10 protein-coding genes are annotated in these 14336 nt (G+C 43.7%); 3 read left to right on the top strand and 7 right to left on the bottom strand.

The window, feature by feature from the left end; all coding sequences use genetic code 11:
• Nucleotides 1-83: 83 nt before the first annotated feature.
• Nucleotides 84-1190: an alanine dehydrogenase gene (ald, locus tag BACINT_RS15770; RefSeq protein ID WP_007664791.1), complete on the bottom strand. Its 1107-nt coding sequence runs from the start codon at nt 1188-1190 to the stop codon at nt 84-86.
• Nucleotides 1191-1691: 501 nt separating this feature from the next.
• Here ald and BACINT_RS15765 point away from each other — a divergent pair.
• The 3 genes from BACINT_RS15765 to BACINT_RS15755 all read left to right on the top strand — a co-directional run bounded on the left by BACINT_RS15765 (nt 1692) and on the right by BACINT_RS15755 (nt 7060).
• On the top strand, nt 1692-3365 hold the full coding sequence (locus tag BACINT_RS15765) for a M23 family metallopeptidase (RefSeq protein WP_021967501.1): 1674 nt from the start codon (nt 1692-1694) through the stop codon (nt 3363-3365).
• A 148-nt stretch (nt 3366-3513) separates the two neighbouring features.
• Complete coding sequence (locus BACINT_RS15760; protein ID WP_007664785.1) at nt 3514-5157, top strand: C69 family dipeptidase; 1644 nt, start codon at nt 3514-3516, stop codon at nt 5155-5157.
• A gap of 160 nt (nt 5158-5317) precedes the next feature.
• Nucleotides 5318-7060, top strand: coding sequence for a phospho-sugar mutase (locus BACINT_RS15755; RefSeq protein WP_007664783.1), 1743 nt, complete (start codon nt 5318-5320; stop codon nt 7058-7060).
• A 479-nt stretch (nt 7061-7539) separates the two neighbouring features.
• Here the strand turns inward: BACINT_RS15755 and nudC are convergent, their stop codons facing one another.
• From nudC to BACINT_RS15725, 6 genes are all read right to left on the bottom strand, one after another.
• A complete protein-coding gene (gene nudC / locus BACINT_RS15750) occupies nt 7540-8343 on the bottom strand; it encodes an NAD(+) diphosphatase (RefSeq protein WP_007664781.1) in 804 nt (267 codons plus the stop codon).
• Nucleotides 8344-8414: 71 nt separating this feature from the next.
• The gene (locus tag BACINT_RS15745; protein WP_007664779.1) at nt 8415-8906 is read right to left on the bottom strand and encodes a GNAT family N-acetyltransferase; all 492 of its coding nucleotides are present in this window, start codon (nt 8904-8906) and stop codon (nt 8415-8417) included.
• Between the two features lie 94 nt (nt 8907-9000).
• Complete coding sequence (locus BACINT_RS15740; protein WP_007664777.1) at nt 9001-9723, bottom strand: LytR/AlgR family response regulator transcription factor; 723 nt, start codon at nt 9721-9723, stop codon at nt 9001-9003.
• On the bottom strand, nt 9720-10772 hold the full coding sequence (locus tag BACINT_RS15735; RefSeq protein WP_007664774.1) for a sensor histidine kinase: 1053 nt from the start codon (nt 10770-10772) through the stop codon (nt 9720-9722). The genes BACINT_RS15740 and BACINT_RS15735 overlap by 4 nt, the downstream gene beginning before the upstream one ends.
• Entirely contained in the window at nt 10769-11842 is a 1074-nt protein-coding gene (locus BACINT_RS15730) for a sensor histidine kinase (protein WP_044155076.1), read from the bottom strand. Before BACINT_RS15730 ends, BACINT_RS15735 begins: the two co-directional genes overlap by 4 nt.
• A gap of 67 nt (nt 11843-11909) precedes the next feature.
• Nucleotides 11910-14303, bottom strand: coding sequence for a TonB-dependent receptor (locus BACINT_RS15725; RefSeq protein WP_007664767.1), 2394 nt, complete (start codon nt 14301-14303; stop codon nt 11910-11912).
• Nucleotides 14304-14336: the final 33 nt, after the last annotated feature.

Below are 14336 nucleotides of genomic sequence, written 5' to 3'. Positions count from 1 at the left end.
ATGAGCTACAAGCTACAAGTTACAAGTACTTTGCAGCGTGATAGCGCAGCCACTCGTAGTTCGTAACTTGTAGCTCCTATCTATTACCACTCTATCGGTTCATATTCCAGTCCGAATACATCCGCTACAGCTTTATAAGTAACTTTACCTTCTACTACGTTCAGTCCTAGTGCCAGAGCGGGATCGCCTTTACATGCTTTTTGCCAGCCTTTGTCTGCCAATGCCACGGTATAAGGTAGTGTGGAGTTCGTCAGTGCCATAGTTGAAGTGAATGGCACTGCTCCCGGAATATTAGCTACCGCATAGTGTACGATGCCATCCACTACATACGTTGGTTCACTGTGGGTGGTAGGATGAGAGGTTTCAAAGCATCCGCCCTGATCTATGGCAACATCCACGAGAACGGTTCCCGGTTTCATCAGCTTCAGCATATCTTTGGTAATCAGATGTGGAGCTTTATCTCCCGGAATCAGTACGGAACCAATCACGAGGTCTATGTTAGGCAGTTCCATCCTGATGTTATGCATAGAAGAATATAGAGTTTTTACATTCTTTGGTAACACTTCGCTAAGGTAGCGCAGGCGTGTCAGATTAATATCGGTGATCAGTACTTCCGCACCCATTCCGGCAGCCATCTGTGCAGCATTGGTTCCTACTACACCGCCCCCCAGAATTAATACACGTGCAGGACGAACGCCGGGTACACCACCCAGTAATTTCCCTTTTCCGCCTTGCGGCTTTTCCAGGAAACGGGCACCTTCCTGTGTAGCCATACGTCCGGCTACTTCACTCATGGGAGTGAGCAATGGGAGAGAGTGGTCTTCCTTCTCTACGGTTTCGTAAGCGATGCAGATGCCACCGCTCTCTATCATGGCTTCGGTAAGTATCTTATCGGCGGCGAAGTGGAAATAGGTAAATACCACTTGCCCCTTTTTAATCAGTTTGTACTCGGGGGCGATAGGTTCTTTCACCTTTACAATCATTTCAGCTGCGGCATACGTAGCTTCGATGGTTGGCAGCATTTTCGCACCCACTGCAGTGTACTCTTCATCAGGAAAACCGCTGTTTGTACCGGCAGACGCCTGTACATACACTGTATGACCTCTTTTCACCAACTCGGCTACTCCGGCAGGGGTCATTCCTACACGGTTCTCGTTGTTTTTGATTTCCTTAGGTACTCCGATAATCATAACCTTACAATTTTAATTGGGGGTTAAACATGTCGCAATGTAGCGATTTCCGTGTTTCGATGTACTTTGAGAGTAGGTGTTTTACAACAGTATTTTTATACAGGTTTTAATCTGAAATAATCGGATGCCCGCTGAGTTTCAATATTTTGCTCAGGAGGTTGTTCATGTATGAATATGAAATGATTAGTGCCTGTACCAGTCATATTTTTTTTCCTGGTCATCTGTTTTATTCTCTTTTTGCAGTTGCTTTTGTGCCTTGTGTAAACGACGTATGGTGATAATCATTATTATAAAGCCTATGGCAATAAGTATTGCTAAAACAAGGCATGTGTAGGTGAAAGTTGTATGGGTCATTGATGTTTATATAAGTGCTTATTATATAGTTTGCGTTGCAAAGATATGTCTTTTGGGGAATTATGCAAGTACAATTATGATATTTATTGCGGCAAAGATGGGGATATTTTTTATCTTTGCCTGCGTTTAAAAACAAAGATTACACCTATGAATAGATATACCAAATCTACTATATATTTATCTTTTTTATTTTTGTTCGGTGGGGTGCAGATTCCTGCCGCTGTTCATGCACAGGATGCTACCTTTACTCCGCCTTTCGATTTCCCCATTACTTTTTCCGGGAACTTCGGTGAAATACGTGCCAATCACTTTCATGGCGGACTGGATTTTAAAACAGGAGGCACTATCGGTAAGCCGGTGCATGCCTTGGCCGAAGGATATATTTCGCGTATCCGTGTCACACATGGTTCGGGTTATGTGCTTGATGTAGCCTATAATAACGGATATAAAACCATCAACCGACACCTTAGTACTTTTGTGGGCGATGTAGCCCGTAGGGTAGAAGACTTGCAATATGAAAAGGAGTCATGGGAAGTGGAGATTACACCCGAACCGGGTGAATATCCTGTAAAGGCAGGGCAAGTTATCGCTCTGAGTGGTAACACCGGTTATTCTTTCGGTCCACACCTGCACTTGGATGTGTTTGAGGCGGATACGGACGATTATATCGACCCGTTGCCCTTCTTTAAGAAGAAAGTGAAAGACAATACGGCTCCTCGTGCCGAAGGCATTATGCTCTTTCCACAGCCGGGCAGGGGAGTAGTGGGAGGAAATCAGAGGCATCAGGCTTTTCCACTTAATCCCAAACAGCCGATTACTGCCTGGGGACTGATAGGATCAGCTATTCGTGCCTATGATTATATGGACGGAGTGAGCAATCGTTATGGAGTACATACTGTCATTCTGGAAGTAGATAGTGTGGAAGTATTCCGTAGTGTGGTAGACCGTTTCTCGGAAAACGAAAACCGGATGATAAATTCGTGGACGTACGGGCAGTATATGAAGTCTTTCATCGAGCCTGGAAATACATTGCGTATGCTGCATGCTCCCAATGGTAACCGGGGATTGATTGAGATCAATGAAGAACGTCCCTATCACTTTGTTTATACGCTGAAAGATGCATTGGGAAACACTTCAAGAGTGCGTTTCACCGTACATGGAAAGCGTACGGAAATAAAACCTGTGGAATACCGGGAGAAATATGTTTTTCGCTGGGATAAGGTGAATATTCTGCAAGAACCTGGCTTGAATCTGATCATCCCCCGAGGTATGCTCTATGACGACGCATACCTGAATTATACTGTACGGGCTGATAGTGGGGATATCGCTTTCACCTATCAGTTGAATGATACACGCATACCTCTGCATGGCCGTTGCGAATTGAGTATCGGACTGCGTCATCGTCCGTTAGAAGATACGACGAAATATTACGTGGCAGGTGTGAGCAGCCGTGGCAAGAAGTATAATATCGGTGGCAGATATGAAGATGGTTTTATGAAAACCACTATCCGTGAATTGGGTACTTACACTGTTGCCATTGATACCATACCGCCTAAAATTACTCCGCTTAATCCGAAACAATGGGGAAGTACAGGGCGTATCGTATTCAAAGCAAAAGATGAAGAGACTGGTATCAGCAGTTACCGCGGAACCATAGATGGCAAGTATGCCTTGTTTGGTAAACCCAATTCTATCAGTGGGAATCTGGTGTGTAAGCTCGACCCGAATCATGTAAAAAAGGGAGGCAAGCATGTTGTGGAAATGACTGTAACGGATGGATGCGGGAATCAGACAACAGAAAAGTTTGAGTTTGTCTGGTAAATAACCCTGTGTCTGAACTTTGTCATCTCCGTACCATCTCCGTGTCTATAACTACGGACTTGACACGGAGTTGGTACGGAGTTGATACGGACTTGGTAGGTAGCTGCTTGTATGCGACATTTGATTTAATAATTAATATAACTGAAGTATGAAAAGTAAAAGACTGACTCTTTCCGTCTTAGGTATGGTAGTAGCCGTGGCAAATGCATTGGCTTGTACCAATCTTATTGTAGGTAAAAATGCCTCTACAGACGGTTCTACCATCGTTTCTTATTCTGCCGACTCCTACGGGTTGTTCGGTGAGTTATATCATTATCCTGCCGGTGTACATAAGAAAGGCACTCTGATGGATGTGCATGAGTGGGATACCGGCAAATATCTGGGCCGGATAGAGCAAGCTCGCCAGACTTACAATGTTATTGGTAACATCAACGAATTCCAGCTTACCATTGCCGAGACTACTTTTGGAGGTCGTCCGGAATTGGTGGATACTACTGGTATTATTGATTACGGTAGTCTGATTTACCTGGGATTGCAACGTGCCCGTACTGCCCGTGAAGCCATTAAGGTGATGACCGATCTTGTACAGGAATACGGCTATTACAGCAGTGGTGAGTCTTTCACTATTGCCGATCCTAATGAGGTCTGGATTATGGAAATGATAGGTAAAGGCCCTGGTGTGCGTGGTGCCGTATGGGTAGCTGTACGTATCCCGGATGATTGCATCTCTGCTCATGCCAACCAGTCCCGTATCCATCAGTTCGATATGAACGACAAGAATAATTGCCTTTATTCTTCCGATGTGATTTCTTTTGCCCGCGAAAAAGGTTACTTTACCGGCGTGAATAAGGATTTCAGTTTTGCAGATGCATACGCTCCTCTGGATTTCGGTGCACGTCGCTACTGTGAAGCCCGTGTATGGAGCTATTTCAATATGTTTACCGACCGTGGAGAAGAATTTCTTCCGTATATAGAAGGTAAAACCGATCAGCCAATGCCGCTTTATCTGAAAGCAAACCGCAAAATCTCCGTACAGGATGTGAAGAATGCCATGCGCGACCATTATGAAGGTACTCCGCTGGATATTAGCAAGGATTTCGGTGCAGGCCCTTACCACACACCTTATCGTCTTTCTCCACTTTCTTTCAAGGTGAACGACCAGGAATATTTTAATGAACGTCCTATTTCTACCCAGCAATCCGGTTTTGTTTTTGTATCTCAGATGCGTTCTTCTATGCCCGACGCTATCGGTGGTGTACTTTGGTTCGGTACGGATGATGCCAATATGACGGTGTTCACACCTGTATATTGCTGCACGGATAAAGTGCCTGTATGCTACTCACGCGTAGATGGCGCCGACTATATCACTTTCTCCTGGAATTCTTCTTTCTGGATTTTCAATTGGGTGGCGAATATGGTTTATCCTCGCTATGATCTGATGATTGAGGATGTACGTGCAAGCCAGTCGGAGATGGAAACGACTTTCAATGATGCGCAGGAAGGTATTGAATCAGCGGCATCCAAACTATATGCCAAAGATCCTGCCCAAGCAAAAGCATTCCTGACTAACTATACAAATATGACTGCACAAAGCACTCTTGATACCTGGAAACGTTTGGGCGAATTCCTTATCGTAAAATACAATGATGGTGTAGTGAAGCGTATGAAAGATGGTAAGTTCGAACGTAATTCCATCGGTCAGCCGGCAGGTGTGATACGTCCCGGATACCCGAAAGAATTCCTGGAAGAGTATGTTAAACAAACCGGTGACCGCTATAAAATGCCGGAATAATGCCCTGTTGCAGATTTCACAGGAACTTCATTTCTCCTGTGAAATCTGTACAATACAGTGTAAATCTTTCATGAAAATGTAGGATATTTGAACTTATTCGCCTACATTTGTGTCTTACAAATAACAGATATATTTTAACCTCTAAAATAACAATAATTATATGGAGAATCAGGAACTTATCAAACAGGTAACTGAGAAAGCCCAGAGATGGCTCACCCCGGCATACGATGCCGAAACTCAGGCGGAAGTGAAACGCATGTTGGAGAACGAAGATAAAACCGAACTGATAGATTGCTTTTATAAGGATTTGGAATTCGGAACGGGTGGTTTGCGCGGCATCATGGGCGCAGGAACCAATCGTATGAATATTTACACGGTAGGTGCTGCTACACAGGGACTTTCTAACTATCTGAACAAGTGCTTCAAGGATAAAGAGCAGATTTCTGTGGTGGTAGGTTATGACTGCCGCAACAACAGCGACAAGTTTGCTCAGATTTCTGCAGATATCTTCTCGGCAAACGGTATCAAAGTATATCTCTTCGATGATTTGCGTCCTACACCGGAAGTTTCTTTTGCTATCCGTCACTTCGGTTGCCAAAGTGGTATTAATATCACTGCAAGCCACAATCCGAGAGAGTACAACGGTTATAAGGCTTATTGGGATGATGGTGCACAGGTACTTGCTCCGCACGATACCGCTATCATCGATGAAGTAAATAAGGTGACTGTTGCCGACATTAAGTTTAAAGGTAACAAAGACCTGATTCAGACTATCGGTGCTGATGTGGATAAGATCTATCTGGATATGGTTCATTCCATTTCTATTGATCCGGAAGTGATCAAGCGTCAGAAAGATCTCAGCATTGTTTATACTCCGCTGCATGGTGCAGGTCGTGTTTTGATTCCTGCCTCTCTGAAAGAATGGGGATTTGAAAATGTAAATTGTGTACCTGAGCAGATGGTGAAGGATGGTAATTTCCCGACAGTGGTATCTCCAAATCCGGAAAATGCTGAGGCACTTTCTATGGCTATCGCTTTGGCGAAGAAGATCGATGCTGATATCGTAATGGCCAGCGACCCCGATGCTGACCGTGTAGGTATGGCTTGTAAAGATGATAAGGGTGAGTGGGTACTTATCAATGGTAACCAGACTTGTCTGATCTTCCTGTATTATATCATCAAGAACCGTATTGCAATGGGTAAGATGCAGCCGAATGACTTCATTGTGAAGACCATTGTAACTACTGAACTGATTAAGGCTGTAGCTGATAAGAATAAGATTGAAATGCGTGATTGCTACACTGGTTTTAAGTGGATCGCACGTGAAATCCGTTTGAGCGAAGGTAAGCAGCAATACATTGGTGGTGGTGAAGAGAGCTATGGTTTCCTGGCAGAAGACTTTGTTCGTGATAAAGATGCCGTTTCTGCTTGTTCACTGCTGGCTGAGATCTGTGCATGGGCTAAGGACCAGGGCAAGACATTGTATGACGTACTGATGGATATCTACGTAGAGTATGGTTTCTCTAAAGAAACGACTGTAAACGTAGTGAAACCCGGTAAGAGCGGTGCAGATGAAATCAAAGCCATAATGGATAATTTCCGTGCCAATCCGCCGAAGGAAATCGGAGGTTCACCTGTTAAACTGATTAAGGATTATAAGACGTTGAAGATTACTGATGCCGAGGGAAAGGTTAGTGAACTGGATATGCCGGAAGCTTCAAATGTGCTGCAATACTTCACAGAAGACGGTACAAAGATTTCTGTTCGTCCGTCGGGTACTGAACCGAAAATTAAGTTCTATATTGAGGTGAAGGGTGAAATGGGTTGCCCGAAATGCTATGCCAGTGCTGATGCGGAAGCAGAAGAGAAGGTGGTAGCAGTACGCAAGTCACTCGGTATTTGAGAAAGATAAACTGCTGATAGGCAGAAGGGAAGGTGTAATCCTGCGAAGGGTTGCACCTTTTCTGTTTTTTATCCGTTAGCGTGGACATTCTTTCCGCTTTAAGGTTCTTTTGCTTTCTTTAAGTCAACTCTGAAATCATTCTCTGTTAAATGCCGTTTTATATGCAACGTATGAACCTAACCTAAACCTTAGTTAATAGCCATCAGGATGGTAAAAGGGGATTTTGGCAATTAGTGGCGTAAGAACGTTTTCAATAGTGAAAGCACCAGTTGATATAAATTGCCATTATCCTCTTTTGTTTCTGATGGATATATTTAGAATGATTTGATGAAGGTCGGATGACCGGGAGATGAGAAGATATACAGATTGCGGTTGCATGCTAATTGGTTGATGTGAATGAGAGTCGTTTCATTCGTAGTTGTTCGTTTGTTGAATGCATGTCCTCCGCAATCTGTTTTTATTTGAATGTTTTTTGTCTTTTAATTATTGCTTAGCCACCAGTCTATCATCTTTCGTGCTATGCTCAATTTCCGTGGAATTTCCGGCATATTTTCTTTCGAATAGAATGCTCCGGCACTGAGTTCGTCTTTTTGCAACTTGATTTCTCCACTTTCATAATCGGCAATAAAACCTACCATTAGCCCGCTGGGATAGGGCCAGGGCTGGTTGCCGAAATAAGTGATATTCTTCACTCGCAATCCGGTTTCTTCCATTACTTCACGTTGTACACATTGTTCCAGAGTTTCCCCTACCTCAAGAAAACCGGCTACCAAGCCATAGAATGTTCCGCGGAAGTTATGGGCATGTACCAGTAAGATTTCTTCTCCGCGACGTATCAATACGATGATAGCTGTAGAAATAGGCGGATATATTTCATAGGCACACGAAGGGCACTTCTTCATGATAGGTGTCTTGTGTTCCGTAGGCATACCACATGCAGGACAAAAACGGCTGTGTTGGTCCCAATACAATATCTGATATGCTTTTCCGGCAGCTTTATATTCATCCAAGGTGATATATTCATAGGAACCCCGGAGATTGACCATAACCCATTCTTCCGTTTCCACAACGAGTTGTTCGATGGCGAATGTGCGTACCATTTCATCCGTAGGTAGAAATACTTCGTGAATCGTACTACCTGTACCGGGATTCAACGGTAGTTCTGTACCGTAAGGTACTCTGTATTTTATTTCTCCTTTTTCTGTTTTTTCCTTTTTCAGCAGCAGTTGGTCTTTAAAAAAGACGAACCACTGCGTAGGTTCTTGTTTCTCCGTATCTTCCATTATTCTATGATTTTTCTGTTTTTTGATTATTTATTCTGTGTATAACAGATTTATGTGAAAGCAATTATTGTTCAGACTATCTTTTGATATGCGATTCTTGCTGTACCATTAGATACATACACGATTCCACAGCGGATAAAGCCATTTCTTGTGAGCAGATTTTGCATGATAATATTGTCTTTATGTGTGTCCGCACGTAAATTAGGATGTTGCTTGGCGCACCAGTTTAAACAGATATCGCCGATACCTTTGTAACTTCCGTCGGAGGCGATGCGGTGAATCACATAATAGGAATCATCATTCAACCAGGCTCCGTCTTCGATAATGGCATAAAAGGGATCGGGACTCGGAACAAAACAGAATGTGCCGACGATTTTTCCGTGCTTATCTTCACATGCATAGCAATGTCCGTCGGTGATTTCTTTGGCAATCAGCTCACGTTGTGGGTAGCCATTGATCCACTGATTTCCATTTCCTACAGATGCCATAAATTTGCGGGCATGATCGAATATCTCCATCAGGCGGTCTAAATCTGAAAGCTGGCTGGGGCGAATTTGTATCATATCTGTAAACCTGTTAAGTTGCTTATTCCGGAATACAAAAGTACGTGATTATTTTGAAAAATGATAATTTACACTCTATCACCTCACCACTTTATCACTCTTTTCTTTTTCCTTTCATTAGAAATTCTTCAAAGAATGTATCGCGGTAGCTGTTACCTATGGCAATCTCATAATTACCTATGTAAATGTCATTGTTATCAAATGAATCGATGTGACGGGTATTGACGATATAGGACTTGTTTACCCGTAGGAACAGATCCTGGGGCAGGAGCTCGGAGATGCCTTTCATATTCATGCGGGTAATGATGCGCTGCTCCGGGAGTTGAAGAATTACATAGTCTTTCAATCCTTCGATGAAGAGAATATCAGTGTAGTTTACTTTGAAGTATTTCCGTTCGGATTTCACGAAGAAATACTCGGAAGAAACATTGGTTTCAATGGCCTCTTTCTCCTCTTTCATCAATAATGAATGATAGGAGAGGGCTTTCTGTACTGCCTTTTGGAAGCGTTCCGGTTCTATAGGCTTCACCAGATAATCGATAGCATCGACTTCATAGCTGTCCAATGCATATTCCGTATAGGCGGTCGTAAAGATGATGAGGGTTCGTTTGGAGACGGTATGTGCGAACTCTATGCCGGTGATACCCGGCATCTGAATATCCAGAAAGATAAGGTCGACAGAATGTTCTTCCATAAACTGTGTGGCGGATACGGCATTATTGAACATGCCCAGTAAGCAAAGCTCTTTATTTTCTTGCACCAGCATTTCCATGGCTTCGCGTGCTAGTGGTTCATCATCTATTATAATACAATTCATAAATCCAGTTTTAAAATTACTACATACTTATTTTCTGTCTCGGCTACTTCCAGTAAATAGCGACCGAGGTATAGGAGCTCAAGCCGGCGTCGGATATTAGTTAGTCCGATTCCCCCCACATGGCTTTTGCCTGTTGCTACGGCAGGCTTGGAGTTCTCACACTGGAATTCCAATTGATTATCCTCGACCTTAAAGAAAAGGTGAACGTATGACGGATGTTCGCTGTCGAAATTATGTTTCACCGCATTCTCTACAAAGGGAATGAATAGCAAAGCCGGTAATTGTATGGCATCGATATTACCTTCCTCTGTGATATTGTAATCAAAGTGATCGCGCCGTACCTTTTCCAGATTCAGATAGTCGTTCAGGAAATGGATATCGGAGCGGAGAGGTACATGTTCGCGGAAGTTATCATTCATCTGGTAACGCAATAAATCTTCCAGTTTGAATAAGACTTTGGATGCCTCCGCGGGATTTTTCCGAATGAGTACATTGGCATTATTCAGCATATTGAACAGAAAGTGCGGATTTATCTGATTTTTGAGAAATCTCAACTCAGAATGCAAGGTAGTAGATTGAATTTCATCTACCCGCTGATTATAGAGCATCCAGTGACGAAGCAGGAGTATGGCGGGCATCCCGGCTACGGTAAATCCCATGGCCAATACTCCCGATATGGCATTTACCACGATAGGCAACAGATTGTTATCGGATGCGGGCACTGAAATGTCGATGGTGAAAATTTGGAATATAGCTACAGCTATAATGACTATCAGACTTACTCCGGACACACCGAGCGCATATATCAACAGGCGGTTTTTCAGCAGGAAGCGAGGGAATAGCCAGTAAAGATTGATATAGAAAACTGCATCAATGGAAATGAAATAGATGGTCCATCCCAATAACCTTTGAGGGAAACTGAGGGGACGCATGGGGACATTCCAGAGTATGTTCACTGTAATCATAAACACTACGAATTGCAGAAACAAATGTCTTGCCGTACGGTAACGTGGAGCAAGCAGGAAACTGGTAAAACGGTTATTAATCATTTTCCACCTCCTTTCAATTCAAGCTGGATGTTCTGGCCGGTTAATTCCAACCGGTAATTCTCACCGTATTGCAAATCGAGGCGTTGCCGGATTTTATTCAATTCCTGCTCCGGTTCCAGGCAAGGCATGGATACCTGACAGTTGAACAGAATGGTCTCATCTTCCGCTTGCAAATGAATTTCAATGGATGCGGATTGTTCTTCCTGAATTTCTATTTGCTTTACTGTGTACTGGATAAAAGGTATAAAGAGCAATGGGAATACAAATGTACGCCCTGTCTCTCCCGAGGCACTCATGTGGAAATCAAATTTATTCGAAACAAGTTGTTCCAGTTCCAGATAATTGGAAAGGAATTTGATTTCCGTATTTAGCAGCACTTTCTCCCGGTTACAGTCATACAACTGATAACGGAGTATCTGGCTCAGTTTCATTAACATTTCCGACGCTTTTCCCGGATTTACCAGTGCCTGTTCTCCTGAATAGTGGAGTACCCGGAATAACATGGAGGGGCTAATTTGTTCTTTCAGATGTTCTATTTCGGACTGTAACCTGATTTTTTCTAGTTGCATCACCCGTTGGTTTTCCAGTATCCAGAGCCGCAACAAGACAGTCATACCGCCGCCCATGATGCTGAGAAGGGTTAATGGGAAAGAGGAAAGATAATCCATAACAAATGCCACCTTAGAATATCCCACGTAAATATTAGGTACAGAGAAGATATCGGATACAATATACTCCTGTGTAGCTTGAAAAATAAAAACTATGATTAAAGCACCTGATAGGGAAAGAATATACGTCAGATATCTTTGTTTGAGCAAGTAACGGGGCACCAGATAGAGCAAATTGAAATAAAAAATGCCACCGTAGAGCAGAAACATGTTGAAGATGAGAAGATAGATCCACTTTCCCAACATCTCTATATAACCCTGACAGCTGAATAATACCAGATTACAGGCTATGACAAACAGTGCCACGACGACAGTGGTATGTCTGGCTACCCGGAAGCGTGAGCTGACGAGGAAGCGGTATAGAAAAGAATCATCATTGCCTATAATTGGTATTACTTTCATGGGAGTATCTCTCATTTGAGGTGACGAAGATAGAATAAATTCATATAAAACACTGGATTATCCTGAATTAAAACTCTATTTTGTAGCTGATATTGGTCAGACCGGTTTTCTGTTCACTTGCCTCTATCTTTCCTGTTTTTATGTTATAGAGGTGCTGAATGAACTCTTTGCTGCCTGTAAAGTTGAGGCCTTTCACGGAGAATTCATGAGATACACGGCGTTTATTGATGCGGTAGCTTACCGTATAATTGCCAATCAGCATCGGAGAGCGTTGAATGGAATATGCCCGCGTTTCATCATACTGCACTTCTTTGTCGGGGTGGGCCATCGTTGCTTCCACATCTATCGGAGCATAGCGTTCTCCACTTTGCAGGGTAAGCTTCAGGTTGACACTGAGAATGTTTTGTTTGTTGCGTCCCAGCATCCACTCTTTACCGATCAGTCCGTTCAATACATATTTCCGGTTGAAGCGTGTGTTGTGCCAGATACCATCGCCACCGCAATAACGGGAATCGAACAGGGAAGCGGTTATCATATAATAGAGTCCTTTGTTCAGTGCCCGTTCCCAAGTGAAGTCTACACCGAAGTTGCGTCCTCGTCCTTTGTTCACTAAAGCGTTTTCCACGAAGAATTCATCTCGGTTAAGTACCGAAAAGGAGCTGTCGCGCATGACGGGTACATCGTATAGAAACTGAATGTAAGGTTCCACTTTCAAGCTTATATTTTCTGAAACCTTATAGGCGAATGAAAGCATCAGATGGTGTGCTTTGGTAAAATCGAGGTTTTTGTTTACTGACCGGTCACCGGTGCTTTGCGTCTTTACGAAGTAAACGTCCATCTTTTCCATACGGCTGTACATACCGTAAGCCAAAGCAAAGGAAGTTCGGGCATTGGTTTGCCATTTCAGGCTGGTGCGGGGTTCAAGGGTCCAGCGGTTATTTAGCGTGAGCAGTTGGCCGTGCAATCCGAAGTTCAGGCTTAGTTTGTCGTTTATTCCCCATGCAGAGCTGTTGTAGGCTGAAATCAGGCTGGTGTTTCCATCTCCTTTTGAGATTGTTTCCAACGGTTGATCGATGAATGGAGCAAGCTCGAAATTCATATTGTAGAACATTTGTGTAAAGGTGAATCCGGTTTTGTTGGTAAAACGGTTGCTTACTTTCCGGTTCAGTGACGAAGTCAGTATCAGGTTCGTGTTACTGCTGTTCTGTTCGATGTAAGGTGAAGAATTAAATTCTCTGTCGTAAGTGGTTTGAATGGCCTCTTGGTCGGAATAAGTTCCGGCAAGTGTGGTTTTCAGTAAGGTGTTTTCATTAAAGAAGTAGCGATGGGTAACACCTCCGGCTGCCATGTACTGGGTGGAACGCCCCTGTCCGGCATCTTCCAGGTAATCCCATTTATCCGGATTCTCTTCGAGTGAACTTTTGTATTTGTCAAGCAATGCAGTACCCCATACGGCAAAGGTACCTGCATGGCGGGTGGGGAAGTTTAGTTTGAAGTTCAGGTCCTGATAGTCCATCTTTCCACCTAAGTCAACGTTCAGTAGTCCCGTAGTGGAGTAGCGGTAATTGAAGATATATGAGGCTTTATGTTTCTTGCTTAACGGACCTTCGGAAGCGAAATCTATTCCCATGATGCCTACCTGGAATGTATTTTCATTTCGTTGGTTGTTCCCGTTGCGTAGCTTCATGTCGAAGACACCGGAAACGGCATTGCCGTATTCTGCCGGAAAAGCACCCGTGAAGAAGTCGGAGTTTCCTAAAACCTGTGCACTGAGTGAGGACAGAATTCCACCTCCCAAAGTGGCGATATCTGCGAAATGGTTTGGGTTTGGAATTTCCACATCTTCCAGTCGCCACTGCAATAAATGCGGTGCATTGCCGTGGATGGATATACCATTATTGGAAACGCTTGGCGTTACTCCGGCAAATGAGGCAACCAGTCGGGCCGGATCATCAAATCCGCCTGCATAGCGGCTTGCTTCCTCTACACTGAGCATACGTGCTCCTGCGACAGCCATTTTATTCATTGCTTCGTTCCGGTTGTGTGCATGCACCACTACTTCGCTCAGTTCGTTTACGCTTTCCTGCAAAGCTATTTCCAGATAAACTTCTTTAGCGGAAGTCACCAGAATCTCCCGTACGGTTGCCGGCTCGTATCCCATAAACGAAGCCTGCACGGAATGGCGGCCTACCGGAACTTTGGGAAGTGCGAAACGTCCGAGACTATCGCACATCATCCCTAAACCCGGAATGTCCGTCAACTGTATCGTTGCATAAGGGATAGGATGCCCCGACGCCCGGTCATTAACCACTCCTCGTAGTGTTTGTACAGGGCGCCCACTACTTTGTGGGATATTCTCATCATCGACTGATGCTTGTCCGGGGATATTAGATATTTCCTTTCCGAAAGAGCAAATTGAAATTAGTAATGCGGCTATTACTAATACTTTAGTTTTATCCATCTTTATCGTTTTTTGTTTAATGCGACAAAGATA

The sequence above is a fragment of the Bacteroides intestinalis DSM 17393 genome, from assembly GCF_000172175.1.
In the GTDB taxonomy this organism is placed as follows: Bacteria; Bacteroidota; Bacteroidia; order Bacteroidales; family Bacteroidaceae; genus Bacteroides; species Bacteroides intestinalis.
Note: the sequence above shows the minus strand (reverse complement) of the source record. Positions and strands in the feature narration are given on the sequence as shown.